Here is a 20,811-nt window from a genome sequence, read left to right as displayed (position 1 = left end):
CATTCTCATTCTTCCGAGCTGCAATGCCGCCCTCAGCCGCCGTGCCGACGCCCGTGGTCGCCCTGTCTGAGCGCCATATCCGCATTCTCGATGCCGCGGAGCGGGTTTTCGCGCGCGCCGGCTTCCATGCGGCGACGATGCAGGACGTCGCGGCCGAGGCGGGGATGAGCCCGGGCAATCTCTACCGCTATTTCAGCGCGAAGGACGCGATCATCGCCGGCATTGCCGAGCGCGACCGCAGCCTGATCGCCGCGGATTTCGGCCGGCTCCACCCGCGGAACGGGCCGCTGCTCGACCAGCTCGAGGAACTCGGGCGCCGGCATCTCGTTCAGAAACCACGCGAGAAGGCGGTGATCGCGCTTGAGATCTGGGCGGAGGCCGCGCGTAATCCGCAGATGTCGCGGATGTGCGCCGCCATCGACGGCACGGTGGCGCAGGGCCTCACGGCGGCGATCGCCGATGCCAAGGCCAATGGCGAATTGCCGGCCGGGCTCGACGAGGGCGGCTTCCTGCTCGCGATCACGATGATGGCGGACGGCTTCCTCTGCCGGCGGGCGGTGGACCCGGCTTTCGACGAGGCGGCCGCAGCCGAGACGCTGTTCACCGGCATGCGCCTGCTCGCGCAGACCATGCTCCGGCCCGTGGCGGAGGCGCGCTGATGCCGACCGCTTCCGCCCGGCCCGCTCCGTTTTCGCACCGCGGCATGGCCGCAAAAGGACCCCGTCCGATGTCCCTGCGTTCGATCGTTCCGCTGAAGGCCATGGTCGCCCTCGCCGTGCTCTGCGCGCCGCTGCCCTTGCAGGCCCAGAGCGCCGGCCCCTCCGTCACGGTGACGGGGGCGCAAACTACCGAGATCGTCCGGAGCGTGGTCGTCTCGGGCTCGATGGTGGCGCGCGACGAGGTTCTGGTCGCGCCGGAGGTCGATGGGCTGGCGATCGTCGAGCTTCTTGCCGAGGAGGGCGACAAGGTCGCGCAGGGTCAGGTCCTGGCGCGCCTGAGCCGGGTTTCGCTCGGCGTGCAGAAGGCGCAGAACGACGCCCAGATCGCCCGCGCCGAGGCGGCCGTCGCCCAGGCCAACGCCCAGATCGCCGAGGCCGAGGCCAACCTCACCCAGGCCGACAACGCCTTCGCCCGCACCAAGGCGCTGCGTGACAGCGGCAATGCCTCGATCGAGATGTTCGACCAGCGCGCGGCCGCCGCGCGCTCGGGCCAGGCGCGCGTCACCGCGGCCCGGCAGGCGCAGGCGATCGCCGGCGCCGATCTGGCGCTGGCCCGGGCGCAAGCGCAGGACATCGCCGTGAAGCTCGCCCGCACCGAGATCAAGGCGCCGCGCGGCGGCATCGTCAGCCGCCGCACGGCGCGGCTCGGCGCGACCGCGAGCATGCTGCCGACGACCGAGCCGCTGTTCAGGATCATCGCCGACGGGGCGGTCGAGCTCGAGGCGCAGGTCGCCGAGGTCGAGCTTCCGGGCTTGAGCGCCGGGCAGGCCGTCGCCGTCACCCCGGCCGGCGCGAAGGAGGCGCTCGCCGGCACGATCCGCCTGATCGCGCCCGAGGTCGACAAGGCGTCGCGGCTCGGGCGCGTGCGCGTCGCGCTCGACGGCAATCCCCCGGTCGCGATCGGCACCTTCGCGCGCGGCGTGATCGAGACCGGCCGCAAGCGCGCCGTGACCCTGCCGCTTTCGGCGATCACCTATGGCCGCTCGGGCGCGAGCGTGCAGTCGGTCAGGGACGGCAAGGTCACGACCAGGCCGGTGACGCTGGGGCTCCTCGGCCAGGGCCGGGTGGAGATCGCAAGCGGGCTTGCCGAGGGCGAGACCGTGGTGGCGCGCGCCGGCACCTTCGTGCGCGACGGCGACGTCGTCACGCCGGTCGCGATGAACTGACGGGCACGCCCATGAACGTCAACGTCTCCGCCTGGTCGATCCGCAAGCCCGTTCCGGCGATCCTGCTCTTCGTCGTGCTCTGCGTGCTCGGGCTGCTCGCCTTTTCGAAGCTGCCGGTGACGCGCTTCCCGAACATCGATGTGCCGCTGGTCTCCGTCACGGTGACGCAGTCGGGCGCCGCGCCGGCCGAGCTCGAAAGCCAGGTCACCAAGCGCATCGAGGATTCGGTCGCCAACATCGCCGGCGTGAAGCATCTGATGTCGACGCTGACCGACGGGCAGTCGCAGACGATCATCGAGTTTCGCCTCGAAACCGACACCGACCGCGCCGTCAACGACGTCAAGGACGCCATCGCCAAGGTCCGGGCCGACCTGCCGCGGACGATCGACGAGCCGGTGATCCAGCGCATCGACGTCGAGGGCCAGTCGATCCTGACCTATGGCGCGGCCTCGGCGGGCATGACGCTCGAGCAGCTCTCCTGGCATGTCGACGATGTCGTCGCGCGCGAATTGCAGGGGCTGAAGGGCGTCGGCCGGGTCGAGCGCTATGGCGGCGTCGACCGCGAGATCCGCGTATCCCTCGATCCCGACCGGCTGCTCGCGCTCGGCATCACGGCCGGCGAGGTCAACCGGCAGATCCGCGCCACCAATGTCGACCTGGCTGGCGGGCGCGGCGAGGTCGGCGGGCAGGAGCAGGCGATCCGTACGCTCGCCGGCGCGCGCAGCGTGGCGGAGCTGGCCGAGACCAAGATCACGCTCTCGGGCGGGCGCGAGGTGCGCCTGAAGGAACTCGGCCACGTCGAGGATTCGAACTCCGAGCCGCGCGCCTTCGGCCGGCTCAACAAGAACCCCGTCGTCACCTTCGCCGTGTTCCGCTCGAAGGGCTCGAGCGAGCTTTCGGTCAAGGAGGTGGTGGCCGCGCGCGTGGCGGAGCTGAACAAGCGCTTCCCCGACATCCAGATCACGCCGATCGACGATGCGGTCGCCTATACCCACGGCAACTACAAGGCGGCGATGGAGACGCTGATCGAGGGCGCGGCGCTCGCGGTCATCGTCGTCTTCCTGTTCCTGCGCAACTGGCGCGCCACGCTGATCACGGCGGTCGCGCTGCCGCTTTCAGCCATACCCACTTTCTGGGCGATGGAGCTGATGGGCTTCTCGCTCAACCTCGTCAGCCTGCTCGGCATCACGCTGGTCACCGGCATCCTGGTCGACGACGCCATCGTCGAGATCGAGAACATCGTCCGGCACATGAAGATGGGCAAGTCGCCCTATCGCGCCGCGATGGAGGCCGCCGACGAGATCGGGCTCGCGGTCATCGCGATCACGCTGACCATCGTCGCGATCTTCGCCCCGGTCTCCTTCATGGGCGGCGTCGCCGGCCAGTATTTCCGGCAGTTCGGCCTGACGGTGGCGGTCGCCGTGCTGTTCTCGCTCTTGGTCGCGCGGCTGATCACGCCGATGATGGCGGCCTATCTGATGCGGCCGGTCCGCCATGCCCATCCGAAGGACGGCTGGATCATGGGCGCCTATGTCGGCCTGCTCAAGGCCACGCTGAAGCGGCGGCGCATCCCGTTTGTCCCGCGCTTCGACGGCTCCGGGCGCTGGCGCAGCCTGCCGTTCAACACGGCCTATGCGACGCTCGTCGTCGGCTTCCTCTTCCTCGCCGCCTCGATCCAGGCGACGCAGCTCCTGCCCACCGGCTTCATCCCGGACGAGGACACCTCGCGCGTCGTCGCCTCGGTCGAGCTGCCGCCGGGCTCGACGCTGGAGGATACCCGCGTCACCACCGACAGGCTGGTCGACGCCGTGAAGACGATTCCGGAGGTGCGCGACGTCTTCGTGCTCGGCGGCGCCTCGCCGACCGGCCAGCGCGAGGTGCGCCGCGCCGCCGTCTTCATCCTGCTCAAGCCCAAGGCCGAGCGCGACATCAGGCAGAAGGAGCTCAAGGTCACGATCGCCGGGAAGCTCGCGAGCGTGCCCGATGTCCGCGCCTGGTACGTCAACGAGCGTGGCGAGCGCGAGATGGCCTTCTCGATCCTGTCGAAGGACGGCGAGGCGCTCGATGCGGCGGTCGCGAAGATCGAGGCCAGGATGCGCCGGGTCGACGGCTATCTCAACGTCGCGACCGCGGGCTCCTTGAGCCGCCCGGAGCTGCGCGTCACGCCCAAGCTCGAGGAGGCCGCCGATCTCGGCGTCACGCCGGAGGCGATCTCGGAAGCGGTGCGCGTCGCCACCATCGGCGACGTCGGCGCCAATCTCGCCAAGTTCAACGCCGGCGACCGGCTGGTGCCGATCCGTGTCCAGCTCGACGAGGCGGCGCGCACCGACATGCGCAACCTCGCGGCTTTGCGCGTGACGAGCGCGAGCGGCGTCTCGATCCCGCTGACCGCGGTGGCCGAGATCGGCTTCGGCGAGGGGCCGAGCTCGATCGACCGCTATGACCGCGTCCGCCGCGCCCAGATCGGCGCGGACCTTAAGCGCGGCTTCGAATTGGGCACAGCACAGGAAAAATTCCAGGAGATCGTCAGGGAGGTCGGCCTGCCGCCGGGCGTGTGGATCGCGGCGACGGGCGATGCCGAGATCCAGGGCGAGGTCGTCGCCGGCTTCGTCTCGGCGATGACGACCGGGCTGATGCTGGTTCTGGCGGTGCTGATCCTGCTGTTCGGCTCGGTCTTCCAGCCGATCACGATCCTGCTCTCGCTGCCGCTCTCCTTCGGCGGGGTGGTGATCGCGCTGCTCGCGACGCACAACGCCGTCTCGATGCCGGTCTATATCGGCCTGCTCATGCTGATGGGCATCGTCACCAAGAATGCGATCATGCTGGTCGATTTCGCGGTCGAGGAGGTCGGGCGCGGCAAGGACCGCTTCACGGCGCTGATCGAGGCCGGCCGCAAGCGGGCGCGGCCGATCCTGATGACCACCATCGCCATGGCGGCGGGCATGGCGCCCTCGGCCTATGGCGTCGGCGACGGCGGCGAGTTCCGCGCGCCGATGGCGATCGCGGTGATCGGCGGGTTGATCGTCTCGACCGTTTTGTCGCTCGTCTTCGTGCCGTCCTTCTACATGGTGATGGATGATCTCTCGCGGGCGACCGGCTGGCTCTTCGGCCGCTTCTTCGGCAAGGCCGAGGACGAGAGCGCCTGGGAGCCGATCGAGGAGCATGCCGCGCCTGCGATCGCCACGGCCGAAGCGATGTCGAAGCCCCCGGCACCGCGGCTCGCGGCGGAGTGAGGCGCATTGCCCAGCGGCCGCCATCGGCCTAAAGCGTGAGCATGAAATTCCTCGACCAGGCCAAGATCTATGTGAAGGCGGGCGACGGCGGCGCGGGCTGCGTCTCCTTCCGCCGTGAAAAATTCATCGAGTTCGGCGGGCCCAATGGCGGCGACGGCGGGCGCGGCGGCGACATCGTCGTCGAATGCGTGCAGGGGCTGAACACGCTGATCGATTTCCGCTTCCGGCAGCATTTCAAGGCGAAGACCGGCGAGCACGGCATGGGCAAGGACCGCCACGGCGCGAACTCGCCGCCGGTGGTGCTGAAGGTGCCGCCGGGCACCGAGATCCTCGACGAGGACGGCGAGACCAAGATCGCCGACCTGACCGAGCCCGGCCAGCGCTTCGTCCTGTGCAAGGGCGGCAATGGCGGCTTCGGCAACGCCTATTTCAAGACCGCGACCAACCAGGCGCCGCGCCATGCCAATCCGGGCCTGCCGGGCGAGGAGCGCTGGGTCTGGCTCCGGCTGAAGCTGATTGCGGACGCCGGGCTGGTCGGCCTGCCCAATGCCGGCAAGTCGACCTTCCTCGCCACCGTCACGGCGGCAAAGCCCAAGATCGCGGACTATCCGTTCACCACGCTGCATCCCGGCCTCGGCGTCGTGCGCGTCGACGGGCGCGAGATGGTGCTGGCCGATATCCCCGGCCTGATCGAGGGCGCGCATGAGGGCCACGGCCTCGGCGACCGCTTCCTCGGCCATATCGAGCGCTGCCGCGTGCTGCTGCATCTGGTCGAGGGCACGAGCGAGCATGCCGGCAAGGCCTACAAGACCGTGCGCGAGGAGCTCGAAGCCTATGGCGAGGGTCTGGCCGAGAAGCCGGAGATCGTCGCTTTGTCGAAGGTCGATGCGCTGACGCCCGAGATGCTGAAGGAGCAGGTCGCGCGGCTGAAGCGGGCGGCCAGGCGCATGCCGATCATCCTCTCGTCGGCCTCCGGCGAGGGCGTCGATCAGGCGCTGAGGGCGCTCTTCGCCGTGGTCGAGGAGGCCCGCCGCGATGAGGAGCGCGAGAATGCCCCGGCGCAGGAGAGCGGCTGGCGGCCGTGACCCTCAGGTCAGGGCGCCGCGCGCCGCCACCGGCCAGAGCGCCTCGACATGGGCATCCGGCCCGTGCAGGCCGCGGACGCAAACATACCAGTCGTGCAGGTTGACCGTCGGGTCGCAATGGCCCGGCACCAGCAGGAGCCGGTCGCCGCGATGCGGCATGGCGATCGGATCGCCGGTGAGGACGCCGTGCTCGTCGGAGGGTTTCGTGTAGATCACGCCTTCGCGGCGGAAGGGCACGGGCATGCCGGAATCCACCGCCGCGGCCTTGTGGCCGGCATCGACGACGGCGCGGTCCGGCACCGGCTTGCTGATCACCCCGGCGAGGACGAAAAGCGCGGGCTCGAAGCTGCGGAAGGGCGTGCCGTCGGCCTGGCGGTTGCGGGCATAGTCGGCGTCCATGAAGATGTAGGAGCCGGGCTGGATCTCATTCCAGATGCCGGATTGGGTCTCGAGCTCATAGGTGCCGGTGCCGCCGCCGGTGACGATCTCGCAGGTAAGCCCGGCCTGCTCGAGCCGGTCGCGCGTGTTGCGCGCGGCAAGCCCCGCGCGTTCGATCGCCTCGCGCCGCTCGTCGATGGAGCGCATGTGCTGGGCCGAGCCGTGATAGGCGTGGATGCCGGCAAAGTGAAGGCCGTTGGACCGCGCGACCGCCTCCGCCAGCCGGATCGCTGCCTCGCCGGGCGCGGCGCCGCAGCGCCGGCCGCCGACGTCGATCTCGACATAGACGTCGAGCGTCACCTCGTTGCGGGCGGCGGCCTCGGCCGCCTCGCGCACGCCGTCGGGATGGTCGACACACAGGCCGATCCGCGCGCTGCGGGCGAGCCGCGCCAGCCGGTCGAGCTTCACCGCGCCGACGATCTCGTTGGTGACCAGCACGTCGCTGATGCCGCCCGCGACCAGCACCTCGGCCTCGGAGACCTTCTGGCAGCACTGCCCGACCGCGCCATGGGCGATCTGGCGCAGCGCGATCTCCGGGCTCTTGTGCGACTTGGCATGGGGGCGGAGCCGGATGCCATGGGCCTGGGCGAAGGCGGCCATGGCGACCAGATTGCGTTCGAACGCGTCGAGATCGAGCACGAGGGCGGGTGTGTCGATCTCGGCGAAGCTCTGGCCGGGCTGGGCCGGCGGGGATAGCGGCATGAGGTCTCCTGAGTCGGTTGTGGCCATGGGAGGACAGCTTCGTGTCCGTAGCAAGGCCCACTCGCCACTTGAGGCCGCCCATGTTACGTCGCGCCCATGAAGATCGGCCGCGTCACCGACGACACCCTCGCGCTCTTCGCCCGTGTCTGGCGCGAGCAGATCCGGTCCTATCTGCCGCAGATGCTGATGATCCTCGGCCTCGTCGTGGTGATCGCGGCGACGACGAGCTTCTATCCGCTCTTGATCAAGGCGGCGTTCGACGCCTTCGCCGATCCGCTGACGGCCGAATCGACCGGCTTCGTCCGGCGCATGGAGCGGCTGGTCTCGAAATCGATCGGCTACGAGATCGGCGTGATCAACGCGGTCGCGACCGTCGTGGTGATCGTCACCGCGATCAAGGGCTTCTCGCTGCTCGCCCAGACGGTGATGACCAACAACGTCGTCAGCCGCATCGAGGCGGACATGCAGACGCAGCTCTACGGCCATCTGATCGATGCCGACCTCGCGCAGTTGCAACGCGAGAATCCAGCCTCCCTCACGCAGCGCTTCACCACCGACTTCACCTTCGTCAAGGAAGCGCTGACGCGCATCGTCAACATCGCCATCCGCGACGTGGTGACGGCGATCGCGCTGGTCGGCGCGCTGATCTGGATCGACTGGCAGATGACGCTGGTGGTGCTGCTGATCGCGCCGGTGATCGCCCATCCGATCGGCCGCATCGGGCGCAAGCTGCGTCGCATGGCCAATTCCCAGCAGGAGCAGACCGGGCTGATGGCCAATCTCGTCACCGAGAGCCTGCAAGGCGCGCGCGTCGCCAAGACCGACCTGCTCGAACCTTATCTGAAGGAGCGGGCGGCGGACGCCTTCGAGACGATCCGGGCGCTGAAGATGAAGGCGGCGAACGCGCGCGGGCGGCTCGATCCGCTGCTCGAGGTCGGCGGCGGCATCGCGGTCGCGGGCGTGCTCGCGGCGATCGGCGTGCGCATCACCTCCGGCAATTCGACGGTCGGCGATTTCACCGGCTATGTCTCGGCGCTCTTGCTCGCGGCCCAGCCGATGCGCTCGCTCGGCAATCTCAACGCCATCATCCAGGAGGCCGGGGCCTCGCTGAAGCGCTATTACGCGCTGATCGACGAGAAGCCGCGGGTGCTCGACCGGCCGGGCGCGAAGCCGCTTGCCGTCACGGCCGGCGAGGTCGCCTTCCGCCATCTGCGCTTCCGCTATCGCGAGGACCAGCGCGCGCTGGAAGGCATCGACCTCGTCGCCGAGGGCGGGCGGACCATGGCGCTGGTCGGCCGTTCCGGCTCGGGCAAGTCGACGCTGCTCGCGCTGGTGCCGCGCCTCTACGATCCGAGCGAAGGCCGCGTCGAGATCGACGGGCAGGACCTGCGCGACGTCACGCTGACGAGCCTGCGCCGCCAGATCGGCGTCGTCAGCCAGGATGTCGTGCTGTTCGACGACAGCGTGCGGGCCAACATCGCCTTCGGGCGGCCGGGCGCCTCGCAGGAGGAGATCGTCGCGGCGGCGAAGGCGGCCGCCGCGCACGGCTTCATCACGGCGATGCCCGGCGGCTACGATGCGCCCGTCGGCGAGCGCGGCCACAAGCTCTCGGGCGGCGAGCGCCAGCGCATCGCGATCGCCCGCGCGATCCTCAAGAACGCGCCGATCCTGCTGCTCGACGAGGCGACGAGCGCGCTCGACACAGAATCGGAGCGGCTGGTCCAGCAGGCGCTGGGGCGGCTGATGCGGGGGCGCACCACCATCGTCATCGCGCACCGGCTCTCGACCGTCCGCGAGGCCGATCTGATCGTGGTCATGGACGAGGGCAAGGTCGTCGAGACCGGCAGCCACGACGCGCTGCTCGCGCGCGACGGCGCCTATGCCCGGCTGCACCGGATGCAGTTCCTGGAAAGCTGAGGCTCAGCCCTCCGGCTGCTTCAGCCCTGCGTTCAACGCCGAGGCGAACCTCTCATCGAGCGCGGCGCCGTCGCTCCAGCAATGGCGGACGATGGCGATGCGGCCTGAATCGATCAGGCTGTTCTCGTCGCCCGGCCGGCTGCTGCGCGGGCGCCCGCGCCGGATGCGCCAGACGATCCGCTCCTTCGCCTCGCTGACGATATCGGCGGCGCCGGCGATCTTGTCGCGGCCGATGCCGGCAAGCCCCGCCTCGGCCGGCAGCGCCTTCGGCAGGTTGACGCTGAGAAACGTGCCCTCGCGGACCCACTCCGCACGCATCCGCCAGAGGGCCTCGATCAGGGCCGTGAGCGCCGCGACGTCGCCTTCCTCCGCAGTTCCGCCCTTGGCTCGCGAGAAGCCGATGGCCGGCAGCTTCCAGAAGCTCGCCTCGCGGGCGATCGAGAGCGTGCCGGAATAGGCGGCGTCCTCGGCGGCGTTGCGCCCGTCGTTGACGCCGGCGAGCACGAGGTCGGGTTGGTCGCCGTCGCGGAACAGCACCGTCATGGCGGCGACGACGCAATCGGCCGGCGTGCCGTCGAGCGCGTAGACCTGCGGCTCGCGGCGGGTCAGCGTGAGATCGCGGTCGAAGGAGAGGTGATGGCTCGCGGCCGTCCATTTCCGCGTGGGCGCGACGACCCAGATGTCGGAGGCGACGCGGGCGGCGGCGCGGCGCAGCAGGGCGATGCCGGGAGCGTCGATGCCGTCGTCATTGGCGATGAGGATGCGCATGATCCTAGACCTCGATGGTGTCGCCGGGCGCCAAGCCGGTGACGAGCCCGGGAATGTCGGCGGCGAGCGTCAGCGCGGTTGCGGCATCGCAGGAATGGGCGAGGACGTGGCCTGCGCCGCTCGCCGCCGCGATCGCGACGTTTTCCGGCAGCGTCGGATGGGTCGGAAAGCGCAGCCATTGCGCTTCGCCGGCGGCCAGCATGCAATCGGCCGGGCTGCCCTTGGGGATGCCGCCGGTCAGCAGGACCGGATGCCGGCTCGCTTGCGCCTGCGCGAGGGCGGGTCGGGAGGGGCCTGCCATCCCCATGCCGTCGTCGACGATGAGGGCGGCGGGCGGCAAGGCCTGTCTCTCCTCCCAGATCAGCGCTCCGGCAAGGCGCGCCGACAGGGTGGCGGCGAGGCCCGGCTTCAGCCAGGCGGTCGCGGCGACCTGCCGCTCGAGCGCCTCGCGCATCGCGGGGTGGATCGCGATCGGTGTCTCGATCAGCCCGAGCAGCTCGATGGAACGGCCGGACAAGGGCGTCGGCAGCACGGCGCCCTCAGGGTGGGCGGCAAGCCAGCGCCGGATGGCGGCGCCGCGCTCGGCGGTTGGGATGCGGTCCGCGCCGTATGAGGCATCGAGGAGGATGAGGTCGCAGGGCGGCAGCGGGTCCATGGCGAAGACCGGGCTTTCCGGCACCACGTCGCCGCAATAGCCGAGGCGGCGCCCGCCGGCGCTGAGATGGCACCAGATGCCGCCGACGACATGGCCGGTGCGGCCGGTGCGGATGGCGATCGGGCCGATCGAGAAATCCGCGCCGGCCGCGATGATCTCCACGGCGGCCTGTCGGGCGAGCGCGCGTTCCTCCGGCGTCGCATAGGCGGCAAGCACGGCGTCCGTCTCGGCGGCGGTTTGCGCCGTCATCAGGATGCGGCCGGCAAAGCCGTTCGCGAGGCACCAGCCCAGCGCCGCGACATGGTCCTCATGGGCGTGGGTGACGATGATCGCATCGATCAGCGAAAGCTCGGCGCGGGTCAGCGCCGGATAATATCCCGGGCCGCGCGCGACACCGGTGTCGATGCCGACATCGAGCAGAAGCCGGGTTGCGCCCTGCGCGGCGCCGACGCAGGTCCGGCCCTTCTCGCCGATCCCGCCATGGATCGTGAGCTTCATGCGGCCGGCCTCACGCAGCCTTGTCCAGGGGGCGGCTCTGCGGGATGATCCAGCCGTCGGTGATGGCGATGTGGATGGCGTCGCCCGGCCGGGCCGGCGCGGGCTCGGGCGCGTCGAGATGCAGCACGACGTCCCGGTCGGCGCTGGGGCGTGCCTCCATGCGGAAGAAGCCGCCCTGATAGGACAGGCGCTCGACGGTTGCGGCAAGGCCGCCCTCGCCCGGCCGGGCGATGCCGATGTCGCGGGCGCGCAGGCACAGGCTCGCCTTGTCGGTCACCGGCTGGTCGGGCCGACAGCGCACCACGGCCTCGACGCCGAGCACCGAGACCTTGCAGCGCCCGGCCTCAGGCGCCGACAGGATCGCGGCCGGCAGCACCATGCCGTCGCCGATGAAGCCGGCGACGGTGATGTCGACCGGCTCGCGGTAGAGCGTCGAGGGCGTGGCGAGCTGGATGAGCCGGCCGCGCTCCATCACCGCGATCCGGTCGGCCAGCGCCATCGCCTCGGCCTGGTCGTGGGTGATGTAGACCATGGTGGTGCCGGTGCGCTCGTGGAAGCGGGAGAACTCCTCCTCCATCGAGGCGCGCAAATGCACGTCGAGATTGGCGAGCGGCTCGTCGAGCAGCACCAGAGAGGGCTCGGTGACGAGGCAGCGGGCGAGCGCGACGCGCTGGCGCTGGCCGCCCGAGAGCAGGGCCGGGCGCCGCTCCGCGAAGCCGGTCAGCCCGACGAGGTCGAGCGCGGCGGCGACGCGCTTGCCCCGCTCGGGCTCGCGGACGCCGGCGACGGTGAGGCCGTAGGCGACGTTCTCCGCCACGCTCATATGCGGCCACAGCGCATAGGACTGGAAGACGATGCCGAGCTTGCGGTGCTCCGGCGGGATGTGATGGTCGGGCGAGGAGACCAGCCGCTCGCCGATATGGATCGTGCCGCCGTCGAGCTTGTCGAAGCCGGCGATCTGGCGCAGCAGCGTCGTCTTGCCGCAGCCGGAGGGGCCGAGCACGGCCAGGAACTCGCCATGCTCGACATCGATCGAGACGTCGTCGAGGGCGAGATAGCTGGCGAAGCGCTTCTGCGCCCGCTCGATCGTCAGTCGCGCCATGGCAGGACCCCCTGGGGCAATCTCTGGGCGAAGAGGGTGGTGGAGGCCATCAGGCAGACGGTGACGAGGACGGTGATCGTGGCCAGCGCCGAGGCATAGGTCGAATCGCCGCCCTGCTCGAAGGAGAAGACGACGACGCCGAGCGTCTCCGCGCCGGACGACCAGAGCAGGGCCGAGACGGTGAGCTCGTTGAAGGCGGTGAGGAAGATCAGGAGCGCGCCCGCCACCGCCGCCGGCGCGACCAGCGGGAAGATCACGGTGACGAGCCGCCGCGGCAGGCCGGCGCCGGCGATCTGCGCCGCCTCCTCCAGCGTGCGGTCGACCTGGAGATAGCCGCTGACGACGGGGCGCAGGCCCAGCACGAGGAAGCGGGCGAGATAGGCGAAGAGGATGATCCAGATCGTGTTGTAGAGCGAGACGCCGATCAGCGGCAGCGGCTTGAGGAAGAGCAGGATCGCGGCGATGGCGAGCACGACGCCGGGCATGGCGTAGGGCAGTTCGGCGGCGAGGTTGAGCAGGCGCAGCGCCCGCGACTTCTTCCAGACGATGAAATAGCCGAGCGGCACGCAGATCAGCACGATCGCGGTCGCCGCGCCCGCCGACATCAGGAAGGAGTTGACGAAGGCGCGCTTCGAGGCGGCGTGCTCCATCAGCACATAGGCATAGTTGGCGAGCGTCGCGGTCCTGGCGTTGAGCGGCACGCCGAAGGCCGGGATCAGCGAGGTCGAGACGAGGCCGAAGAAGGGCATGGCGAGCACGAGGATGGCGAAGCTCCACAGCCCGATCTCGACCGGGCGGCGCCAGCGGCCGAGCTCGAAGGGGCGCGCCGCGCTCGAGGTCGTGGTGATGCGGAAGTCGCGGCGGCGCAGCATCAGGTCCTGCAGCAGGATGCCGACCATCGCGATCAGGCCGATCAGCAGCGAGAGGATCGCGACCTCGGAGAGAAGGCCGGGCCCCAGGCCCGCCAGCCGCTGGTAGATCAGCGTCGGCAGGACGAGGAAGTTGCCGGGGATGCCGAGAAAGGCGGGAATGCCGAAATTGCCGAGGCTGGAGACGAAGCACAGCGCGATGCCGGCGACGAGCGGCGGCGTCATCAGCGGCAGGACGACGGTGCGCAGCACGGTGAGCGGGCTCGCGCCCACGGCAAGCCCCGCCTCGATCAGCTCCTTGGGCAGGGCGCGCAAGCCGGCGCGCAGCGTCAGGAAGACCAGCGGCGCATATTGCAGCCCGAGCAGCAGGATGATGCCCTCGCGCGAATAGAGCGGGTTGCGGCTGCCGAGCGGCGGCGCCATGCCGATCAGCTTGAGCAGCGTGCTCGACGGGCCGAAGAGCTGGAGCCAGGCCAGCGCCGTGACCTGCGGGGCGATCATCAGCGGCAGGACGAAGCAGAAGGTGAAGGCGTTGCGGGCGCGGATGTCGGTCAGCGTCGCGAGCAGCGCCACCGTCCCGCCGATCAGCGTGGCGAGCACGGTGGCGCAGATCGCCGTGACCAGGCTGTTGGCGGTCGCCGTCCAGGTCGTCGGGCTCGCCATCACCTTGCCGAGCGCCGTCGCCGAGAGCTGGCCGCCGGGGGCGAGGCCCTCGACGATCAGGCGCCCGATCGGCAGCACCGACAGAAGCGCGACGAGGCCGACGAGCCCCCACAGGAGGCCCGTCTCCTCGACGCGCGTGCGCAGCGTCGCGGCATCGGCGCGGGACATGCGCGATCAGTCCGGCTCAGTTGCCGAACATGGTGGCGAAGCGGGCCTTGTCGGCCTCCGTCGCCTTGACCACGGCCGCGATGTCGGAAGGCATGACGTTGATCTTGGTGCCTTCCGGCAGCCAGGCGGGCGAGCCGATGCTGGGCTTGGCCGGGATGTAGCCCATCGACAGCGCGAGCTTCTGGCCGTCGTCGGAGAGGATGAAGTCGACGAACGCCTTGGCGGCGGCCTCGTTCTTGGTCGTCTTGACGATGGCGACGGGCTCGGTCACGGCCGGCGCGCCCTCCTTCGGGAAGACGAACTCGACCGGCGAGCCCTGCTTCTTGGCGTTGAAGGCCATGAAGTCGACCAGCACGCCATAGGCCTTCTCGCCGGTGGCGACGGATTTCAGCACGGCGCCGTTGCCGCGCACCGCGACGGCCTCGTTCGCCTTCAGCCCCTCGAACAGCTTCCAGCCGAGATCGGGGCGCGCCGTCATGGTCGAGAGCATGATCGCGGCCGCGCCCGAATAGAGCGGGCTCGGCATCGAGATCTGGCCCTTGAGCGCCGGGTTGGTGAGATCGTTCCAGGAGGCCGGCTTCTCCTTGGCGGCGGTGTTGAAGGCGATGCCTGTGGTGATCAGCTTGGAGCCGAAATAGGTCTTGTCCTTGTCGAAGGAGCCTTCCTGCAGCCCGTCGGTCTTGGCGCCGGGATAGGCGAGGAGCTGGTTTTGCCCCTTCAGGATCTCCATGCTCGCGGCGTCCGCGATCAGCAGCACGTCGGCGCCGGGCTGGCCGGCCGAGATCTCGGCGGCGAGCTTGCCCATCACCTCGGTCGTGCCGGAGCGGAAGATCTCGATCTCGACATTGGGATAGGCCTTCTTGAAGGCGGCGGTGGTCTGGGCTGCGTCCTTCTCCGGCTGCGAGGTGTAGAGCACGAGCTTGCCCGACGGGGCCTGGGCGAAGGCGGGCGCGGAAACCGCGAGCGCGCCGCCGACGGCGGCGGCGATCAGGGAACGTCTGGTCTGCGACATGATGGGCTGTCCTCCGTGGAATGATGCCGTCCCGGGCCGGAAGGCGCCGACGGTTTCGTTGAGCTTTGTTGCAGTTCCATGACAGGCGGTGCGATCGGCGCCGCTGTCAACGCCTATGAGACCCTGCGGCCGGCAGGGATGGTGGAACGGGTGAGCCTCTCCCAGGACAAATGTTCTTCGCGGAGAACAAAAGAACATGGCTTACTTCCCGTCAAGCGGACAAATGCCCGGATCGCCCGTCGCGGGCGAGGTGCGACGGATCGTGATGGTGGACCATCCGGCGAAGCCGGGTATCATGGGGCCGGTCCGGCGGCGGCGGGAGGCGAGCGGGAGAAACGACATGGCCAACAACTTCGAGCAGTTCGCGCGCAACTCCCTTGAGTTCCGGCCATCCGACATCCGCCTCATGCTGGAGCGGGTGCATTCCCACGTGGTGAAGCCGCGCATGTCGGCGCAGGAGTTGCGGGAGGTCGTCCGCGGGCTCGGCTTCGAGACGGTCGAGGCGTTCGGCGACCAGATCGGGCTGGAGCGGCGGACATCGCAGAGCTGGGCGCGCTACGGGCTGTCGCGCGATGCGGCGCAACTGCTGCTGGCGCTGTTGAGCTATCGCCGGCGCCTGCTCGACGCGATGGACGATTTCGAGAAGACGACGCAGATCCCGCTGGACGGCTTCTTCGAGAACCAGCAGCTGCCTTAGGAGCCGTGGATAGTTGGCATAGGATTGTCATTCCGGGGCGCGCCGCAGGCGCGGACTCGGAGTGGCGCCCGCCGGGAGTGATCCGGAAACTGTCCACATCGCCCAGGGGGCCGCGCTTCAGCGGCAGAAATCGGCGCAGCCGGCTTCCCAGAACGGCTTGCCGGCTTCGAGCTGCGGCACTGAAGGGCGCGGCTTGCGGCCCGGCAGCCCGGCCGGAACCGGCTTCACCAACTCCCACCAGCCATGGGCGCATTGCGAGCGGAAGGCCATCTCATCGGAGATCGAGGTGCCTTCCCGCGCCAGCACGGCATCGAGCGCGGCGCAGGCCGCGCGTAACGCTGCGTCCTGCGCATCGCCGGGCGCGTTGGCATAGTCGTGGAAGGCTTCCGTGAAGGCCGTCATCTCGCGGGCGATCTGCGGCCAGTCGTCGCGGCCGAGGTTCCAGGCGTCCATCCATTCGCGCACGACAGTCTCGACGGCCGCGGCCCTGGGCTCATCCTTCACCTTGCGGGCGGTGGTCAGCATGTGGCGCATCAGCTCGGCGCGGGCATGGGCGTGGCGGGCGCGCAAGGCCGCCTCCCGCATCGCGGCGACGGCGTCCGCCGCCTCCCGTTGCAGCGCTTCGACGAAATGCGGCATGGCTTTAGTCTCTCAGGGCAGCGTGGCGAGGCGTTCGATCATCCGCTCGAACAGCTCATGGGCCTTCACGGCGGAAACGACATGGGCGTTGGGCGCGCGCTTCAGGCGGCCGTTCCAGTCGATGGTGGTGCGCCCGCGCAGGGGCCCGTCGCCGGTCTCGACCGCAACGAAGCAGTCGCGGCCCGTAAACAGCTCCGGCCAGAGCAGGAAGGCGATGACGCAGGGGTCGTGCATCGGATGGCCGTCGGAGCCGAGCCCGCCGGGGCGCGGGCGGGTCAGCATGCCGTGCACGGCCCGGCCGGCACCGTTGCCGAGCCCGCCGATGCGCTCGACCTGCGCGTGGCTGGCGATGGCCTGGAGCGTGACGCCGAGACCGATCATCACGATCGGCCGGCCTGAGCCCAGGACCACCGCCGCCGCATGCGGATCGACATAGGCGTTGAACTCGGCCGCCGGCGTGATGTTGCCGAGCCCGATCGCCCCGCCCATCAGCACGATGCGCCTGACCTTCGGCAGGATCTCGGGCGCGAGCCGGAAGGCGAGCCCGAGGTTGGTCAGCGGGCCGAGCGGGCACAGCGTGATCCCGTCGGCGGGCGCGGCGCGGCAGAGATCGACGATCGCCTGCACGGCATGGCCGGTTTCCGCCTCGCTTTGGGGCGGGGGCAGCCCGGCACCGGCAAGCCCGTCCGGGCCGCAGACGAATTCGGCGGTTTCGAGCGGCAGGACCAGCGGTCCGTCCGTGCCGCGATGGACGGGGATGTCGTCGCGCCCGGCGAGATCGCGGATGCGCAGCGCGTTAGCGGTGGTTTGCGCCACCGGGACATTGCCGGCGACCGTGGTGATCGCCTTGAGGTCGAGCCGCTCGCGGCTGGCGAAGGCGAGGAGCAGGGCGACCGCGTCGTCCTGGCCGGGGTCGGTGTCGATGACGATGGTCTCGCGCATCAGGCCGTCTTTCATGCCGCCCTGGCGTTACCGGCCATGATCAGATGGGCGATGTCGTCGGCTGAGAGGTCGCCGAGCGGCCGGTCGACATATTTGCGTCCCGCGCCCATGATCACGACGCGATCGGCCAGCGCCACGACGTCGCGCATGTTGTGGCTGATCAGGATGACGGTGCGCCCGTCTGCCTTGAGCTTGCGGATCAGGTCGAGGACGAGCGCGCTTTCCTTGACGCCGAGCGCGGCGGTCGGCTCGTCCATGATGATGATCTCGGCGTTCCAGCGCAGCGCCCGCGAGATCGCGACCGCCTGGCGCTGGCCGCCGGAGAGCCGCTCGACCGGCCGCGTCATGTCGGTGACGGCGGCGGAGAGCTGCGCGAGATAGCGCTGCGATTCCGCGATCATCCTCTTCTTGTCGAGGATGCGCAGGAAGGGCAGCAGCACCGGCTTCGTCAGCTCCGAGCCCATGAAGACGTTCTGGGCGATCGAGAGGCGCGGCGCCAGCGCGAGATCCTGGTAGATCGTCGCGACGCCGTTCTCCAGCGCGTCGTGCGGCGAGGCGAAGGTGACCGGCTTGCCGCGCAGGCTGATCGTGCCGCTGGTCGCCTCCTCGGCGCCGGAGATCACCTTGATCAGGCTCGACTTGCCGGCGCCGTTGTCGCCGCACAGCGCCACCACCTCGCCCGCGAAGATGTCGAGATCGACCTCGCGCACGGCGACGACCGGGCCGTAGGCCTTGCCGATGCCGCGTAGCGAGAGGAGGGGGGTGGTCATCGCCGGATCGCTCGCCTGTCGCCCGATGCCGTCACTTCTTCAGGAACTGCTGGACGTTGTTCTTGTCGACCAGCACGGCGTCCACGAAGAGATAGGGGCCCGGGGTGACGCTCTCCTTCGGCTTCTTGTCGACGGCGATCGCCTGGATCGCGTCGACCGCCTGCTTGCCCATCTCCTCGAAGGGGATCGAGACGGTGGCCATGAAGGTCGAGTTCGGATCGGCGATGCGCTCGTAGCTCTCCTGGCCGCCATCGACCGAGACCATCGGGATCTGCCCCTTCTTGACGCCTTGCGCCTGCAGCAGGTCGTCGATGATGTAGGCCTGGCCGTCGAAGGAGACCCAGATGCCGTTGACCTTGCCCTGATTCTGCAGGAGCAGCGCCTGCATGCCGGCGCGCACGTCGTCGCGCCAGCTCTGGGTGCGGGCCATCGAGAACTTGCCGATCTCCTTCACCGCCTGGTTCTCGGAGAGCACCACGTCGAGGATCTTGCCGCGGATGCGCGAGGCGACGTTGAGGTCGAAGCGGGCGGTCAGGATGTTGCCCTGGAAGCCGAGCTGGCCGAGCAGATAGAGCGCGGCGTCGGCGCCGATCTTGTACTCGTTCGACTGGATGTCGAACAGCGCGTGCGGGCTTGCCCCCGACTGCACGGTGACGACCGGGATCTTGGCGTCCTTGGCCGCCTTGAACTGGGCGTCGGCCTCGACCGGCTTGCCCATGGCGATGATGATGGCGTCGACCTTCTTGGCGATCAGCGCGTCGAACTGCTCGGCGTGCTTGGGCAGCGCGCCTTCCGAGTTCAGCAGCGTGACGTTCCAGCCCCTGGCCTTGGCAGCGGCGGCCGCCGCATTGGCGACGCGCGCATGCGTCTCCGAGGTGAACTGGAAGCCGATGATGCCGACCTCGAAGGCCCCCGCCGGCTGGCCGAGCGCGACGAGCGCGGCGGCGGCCACCAGCATTTTTCTGAAATCCAACATGAAATCCGTTCCCCTCATCCGGTTTGTCGTCTTGAGAATCTAGACCTTGAACGCCGCCTTCTTCATCGCGCTGGCCGAGAAGGCGACCGAGCCGATGATGATCGCGCCGAGCACGATGTCCTGAACGTAATAGGGTGCGCCGAGCAGGACCAGCCCGTTGCCGAGCACCTTGAGCACCAGCGCCGCAAAGACGGTGCCGGGGACGTTGGGCTTGCCGGGCTCGAACATGGTCATGCCGAGCAGCACGGCGGCGATCGCATAGAGCAGGTAGTCGCCCGCCATGTTCGGCGCGGCCGAGGACAGGTTGGCGGCGAGCAGCACGGCCATGAGGCTGGCGAAGACGCCGGCGAGCAGCAGGCCGATGCGCTTCATCCGGGCGGTGGCGATGCCGGCGAGCCGCGCCGCCTCGTCGGCCTCGCCGGTCGCGACCATGTGGGCGCCGGTCTTCGTCCATTTGACGAGGCCCCAGGCGAAGAGGGTCGCGCCCGTCATCCAGAGCACGAGATTGGGGATGCCGAAGCTATAGCCGCGGGCGAGCCCGGTGAAGCCGACCGGCCAGCGCCCGACGAAGGCGACCCCTTGCGTGATCATGAAGGCGAGGCCCTTGGCGATCGCCGCCGTGCCCAGCGTCATGATCAGCGAGGGGATGCGCAGCACGGTGACGCCATAGCCGTTCAGGAGGCCGAGCCCGACGCCGACGCCGAGCGCGGCCATGACCGCGACGGCGGGTGGATATTGCGCATGCACCAGCCAGCCGCAGACGACGGCGGCGAGGCTCGCCATCTCCGCCACCGAGAGGTCGAGCTCGGCGACGGTGAAGGCGAGCGCGAAGCCCAGCGCCAGGATGGCGAGGAAGCTCGTATCCTTCAGTACGTTGACGATGTTGGTCGCGCTGGCGAAGTTTTGCGCGAAGATCAGGAAGAACAGGATCAGCGCAAGCCCGGCGATCGCCGTGCCGTAGCGCCCGATCAGCTCGCGCGGGTCGATGCGGCCCAAATCAGGCTCCCCTGGCGATGGTGGAGATCGGCGAGAGGATCTCGATGCCGCCGGTGATCGGCAGAAGCGCGCCGGTGACGAAGGCTGAGCCGTCGGAGATGAGGAAGGCGATCACGTTGGCGACGTCCTCGGGCCGGCCGAGCCTCCCGAGCGGCGTGCGCACCGCCGCGCCTTCGACCAGCGCGTTGAACTGCTGCGCGAAGCCGTTCCGGACCATCGGCGTGTCGATGATGCCGGGCGCCACCGCATTGACGCGGATGCCGTGCGGCCCGAGCTGCTGGGCCATGCCGTAGGTCAGCGTCGCGACGCCGCCCTTGGCCGAGCCATAGGCGAGATTGGCGCCGCCATTGGCATGGGCGATCGAGGAGATGTGGACGATGGCGCCGCCCTCGCCCTGGGCGATCATCCGGCGGGCGGCGGCCTTGGAGACGCGGAACACGGCCGAGAGGTTGAGGTCGACGAGCCTGTCCCATTCCTCGTCCTCCATCTCGACCATCGGGACGGGGCGCGAGGCGCCGGCGCCGGTGACCAGATGGTCGAGCCGGCCGAAGCGCGAGACGGCGAGATCGATGAGCGCCTGCGCCACGTCGCGGTCGCTGAGATCGCCGGCGAGCATCGCCGTCTCCGCGCCGGCCGCCATGGCATCATTGGCCACGGCCTCGAGCCCGGGCTGGTCGAGGCCCGACAGGACGAGGCGATGCCCGGCCCGCGCCAGGATCACGGCGAGCGCGCCGACGATGCCGCCCGAGGCTCCGGTGAGCAGCGTGACGGGGGCTTCCTGCTTGCGGCCGTTCAT

Annotated in this window: 18 protein-coding genes; 6 read left to right on the top strand and 12 right to left on the bottom strand. The window is 69.7% G+C overall.

The genetic code is table 11. The features are described 5' to 3' along the window. Positions 1-23: 23 nt before the first annotated feature. The 4 genes from M9917_RS03940 to obgE all read left to right on the top strand — a co-directional run bounded on the left by M9917_RS03940 (position 24) and on the right by obgE (position 6,203). Positions 24-659, top strand: coding sequence for a TetR/AcrR family transcriptional regulator (locus M9917_RS03940; protein ID WP_297251037.1), 636 nt, complete (start codon positions 24-26; stop codon positions 657-659). A 68-nt stretch (positions 660-727) separates the two neighbouring features. After that, the gene (locus M9917_RS03935; RefSeq protein ID WP_297251035.1) at positions 728-1,885 is read left to right on the top strand and encodes an efflux RND transporter periplasmic adaptor subunit; all 1,158 of its coding nucleotides are present in this window, start codon (positions 728-730) and stop codon (positions 1,883-1,885) included. A gap of 11 nt (positions 1,886-1,896) precedes the next feature. After that, entirely contained in the window at positions 1,897-5,118 is a 3,222-nt protein-coding gene (locus tag M9917_RS03930; protein ID WP_297251033.1) for an efflux RND transporter permease subunit, read from the top strand. A gap of 41 nt (positions 5,119-5,159) precedes the next feature. Continuing rightward, complete coding sequence (gene obgE / locus M9917_RS03925; protein ID WP_297254689.1) at positions 5,160-6,203, top strand: GTPase ObgE; 1,044 nt, start codon at positions 5,160-5,162, stop codon at positions 6,201-6,203. A gap of 3 nt (positions 6,204-6,206) precedes the next feature. Here the strand turns inward: obgE and M9917_RS03920 are convergent, their stop codons facing one another. Beyond that, the gene (locus M9917_RS03920) at positions 6,207-7,343 is read right to left on the bottom strand and encodes a DSD1 family PLP-dependent enzyme (RefSeq protein ID WP_297251031.1); all 1,137 of its coding nucleotides are present in this window, start codon (positions 7,341-7,343) and stop codon (positions 6,207-6,209) included. A 96-nt stretch (positions 7,344-7,439) separates the two neighbouring features. Between M9917_RS03920 and M9917_RS03915 the strand changes: the two genes are divergently transcribed. Next, positions 7,440-9,260 (top strand): ABC transporter ATP-binding protein, encoded by a 1,821-nt coding sequence (locus M9917_RS03915; protein WP_297251029.1) that lies wholly within the window; start codon positions 7,440-7,442, stop codon positions 9,258-9,260. A 3-nt stretch (positions 9,261-9,263) separates the two neighbouring features. Here M9917_RS03915 and M9917_RS03910 read toward each other — a convergent pair whose 3' ends face one another. The 5 genes from M9917_RS03910 to M9917_RS03890 are packed head-to-tail and all read right to left on the bottom strand — an operon-like array spanning position 9,264 to position 14,995. After that, positions 9,264-10,028: a 5'/3'-nucleotidase SurE gene (locus M9917_RS03910; protein WP_297251027.1), complete on the bottom strand. Its 765-nt coding sequence runs from the start codon at positions 10,026-10,028 to the stop codon at positions 9,264-9,266. A gap of 4 nt (positions 10,029-10,032) precedes the next feature. Next, on the bottom strand, positions 10,033-11,181 hold the full coding sequence (locus M9917_RS03905) for an MBL fold metallo-hydrolase (protein ID WP_297251025.1): 1,149 nt from the start codon (positions 11,179-11,181) through the stop codon (positions 10,033-10,035). A gap of 10 nt (positions 11,182-11,191) precedes the next feature. Next, on the bottom strand, positions 11,192-12,283 hold the full coding sequence (locus tag M9917_RS03900; protein WP_297251023.1) for an ABC transporter ATP-binding protein: 1,092 nt from the start codon (positions 12,281-12,283) through the stop codon (positions 11,192-11,194). Then, on the bottom strand, positions 12,271-13,983 hold the full coding sequence (locus tag M9917_RS03895) for an ABC transporter permease (RefSeq protein WP_297251021.1): 1,713 nt from the start codon (positions 13,981-13,983) through the stop codon (positions 12,271-12,273). The genes M9917_RS03900 and M9917_RS03895 overlap by 13 nt, the downstream gene beginning before the upstream one ends. A gap of 16 nt (positions 13,984-13,999) precedes the next feature. After that, complete coding sequence (locus M9917_RS03890) at positions 14,000-14,995, bottom strand: ABC transporter substrate-binding protein (RefSeq protein ID WP_297251019.1); 996 nt, start codon at positions 14,993-14,995, stop codon at positions 14,000-14,002. A gap of 196 nt (positions 14,996-15,191) precedes the next feature. On the opposite strand from M9917_RS03890, the gene M9917_RS03885 reads away from it, so the two are divergent. Then, positions 15,192-15,692 (top strand): hypothetical protein, encoded by a 501-nt coding sequence (locus M9917_RS03885; protein ID WP_297251017.1) that lies wholly within the window; start codon positions 15,192-15,194, stop codon positions 15,690-15,692. 117 nt (positions 15,693-15,809) lie between these two features. Here M9917_RS03885 and M9917_RS03880 read toward each other — a convergent pair whose 3' ends face one another. From M9917_RS03880 to M9917_RS03855, 6 genes are read right to left on the bottom strand one after another with little or no spacing between them, the layout of a single operon-like run. Beyond that, a complete protein-coding gene (locus tag M9917_RS03880; RefSeq protein WP_297251015.1) occupies positions 15,810-16,331 on the bottom strand; it encodes a hypothetical protein in 522 nt (173 codons plus the stop codon). Positions 16,332-16,343: 12 nt separating this feature from the next. Next, a complete protein-coding gene (locus M9917_RS03875) occupies positions 16,344-17,288 on the bottom strand; it encodes a nucleoside hydrolase (RefSeq protein WP_297251013.1) in 945 nt (314 codons plus the stop codon). Then, a complete protein-coding gene (locus M9917_RS03870; RefSeq protein WP_297251011.1) occupies positions 17,285-18,043 on the bottom strand; it encodes an ATP-binding cassette domain-containing protein in 759 nt (252 codons plus the stop codon). Before M9917_RS03870 ends, M9917_RS03875 begins: the two co-directional genes overlap by 4 nt. 31 nt (positions 18,044-18,074) lie before the next feature. Then, positions 18,075-19,001, bottom strand: coding sequence for a sugar ABC transporter substrate-binding protein (locus tag M9917_RS03865; protein WP_297251009.1), 927 nt, complete (start codon positions 18,999-19,001; stop codon positions 18,075-18,077). 57 nt (positions 19,002-19,058) lie between these two features. Next, positions 19,059-20,015, bottom strand: coding sequence for an ABC transporter permease (locus tag M9917_RS03860; protein ID WP_297251008.1), 957 nt, complete (start codon positions 20,013-20,015; stop codon positions 19,059-19,061). A 1-nt stretch (position 20,016) separates the two neighbouring features. After that, positions 20,017-20,811 (bottom strand): SDR family NAD(P)-dependent oxidoreductase, encoded by a 795-nt coding sequence (locus M9917_RS03855; RefSeq protein WP_297251006.1) that lies wholly within the window; start codon positions 20,809-20,811, stop codon positions 20,017-20,019.

The organism is Bosea sp. (in: a-proteobacteria) (assembly GCF_023953965.1).
GTDB lineage: Bacteria > Pseudomonadota > Alphaproteobacteria > Rhizobiales > Beijerinckiaceae > Allobosea.
The sequence above is the reverse complement of the archived record's forward strand: the minus strand, read 5'-3'. Positions and strand labels throughout refer to the sequence as shown.

What these genes read in the sequence shown, in the direction of transcription:
- obgE (WP_297254689.1), top strand. Translation starts at nt 5,160, where the DNA reads ATGAAATTCCTCGACCAGGCCAAGATCTATGTGAAGGCGGGCGACGGC.
- M9917_RS03885 (WP_297251017.1), top strand. Translation starts at nt 15,192, where the DNA reads ATGGCTTACTTCCCGTCAAGCGGACAAATGCCCGGATCGCCCGTCGCG.
- M9917_RS03905 (WP_297251025.1), bottom strand. Translation starts at nt 11,181, where the DNA reads ATGAAGCTCACGATCCATGGCGGGATCGGCGAGAAGGGCCGGACCTGC.
- M9917_RS03865 (WP_297251009.1), bottom strand. Translation starts at nt 19,001, where the DNA reads ATGCTGGTGGCCGCCGCCGCGCTCGTCGCGCTCGGCCAGCCGGCGGGG.
- M9917_RS03870 (WP_297251011.1), bottom strand. Translation starts at nt 18,043, where the DNA reads ATGACCACCCCCCTCCTCTCGCTACGCGGCATCGGCAAGGCCTACGGC.
- M9917_RS03935 (WP_297251035.1), top strand. Translation starts at nt 728, where the DNA reads ATGTCCCTGCGTTCGATCGTTCCGCTGAAGGCCATGGTCGCCCTCGCC.
- M9917_RS03895 (WP_297251021.1), bottom strand. Translation starts at nt 13,983, where the DNA reads ATGTCCCGCGCCGATGCCGCGACGCTGCGCACGCGCGTCGAGGAGACG.
- M9917_RS03920 (WP_297251031.1), bottom strand. Translation starts at nt 7,343, where the DNA reads ATGCCGCTATCCCCGCCGGCCCAGCCCGGCCAGAGCTTCGCCGAGATC.
- M9917_RS03915 (WP_297251029.1), top strand. Translation starts at nt 7,440, where the DNA reads ATGAAGATCGGCCGCGTCACCGACGACACCCTCGCGCTCTTCGCCCGT.
- M9917_RS03940 (WP_297251037.1), top strand. Translation starts at nt 24, where the DNA reads ATGCCGCCCTCAGCCGCCGTGCCGACGCCCGTGGTCGCCCTGTCTGAG.
- M9917_RS03900 (WP_297251023.1), bottom strand. Translation starts at nt 12,283, where the DNA reads ATGGCGCGACTGACGATCGAGCGGGCGCAGAAGCGCTTCGCCAGCTAT.
- M9917_RS03890 (WP_297251019.1), bottom strand. Translation starts at nt 14,995, where the DNA reads ATGTCGCAGACCAGACGTTCCCTGATCGCCGCCGCCGTCGGCGGCGCG.
- M9917_RS03930 (WP_297251033.1), top strand. Translation starts at nt 1,897, where the DNA reads ATGAACGTCAACGTCTCCGCCTGGTCGATCCGCAAGCCCGTTCCGGCG.
- M9917_RS03875 (WP_297251013.1), bottom strand. Translation starts at nt 17,288, where the DNA reads ATGAAAGACGGCCTGATGCGCGAGACCATCGTCATCGACACCGACCCC.
- M9917_RS03880 (WP_297251015.1), bottom strand. Translation starts at nt 16,331, where the DNA reads ATGCCGCATTTCGTCGAAGCGCTGCAACGGGAGGCGGCGGACGCCGTC.
- M9917_RS03855 (WP_297251006.1), bottom strand. Translation starts at nt 20,811, where the DNA reads ATGAACGGCCGCAAGCAGGAAGCCCCCGTCACGCTGCTCACCGGAGCC.
- M9917_RS03910 (WP_297251027.1), bottom strand. Translation starts at nt 10,028, where the DNA reads ATGCGCATCCTCATCGCCAATGACGACGGCATCGACGCTCCCGGCATC.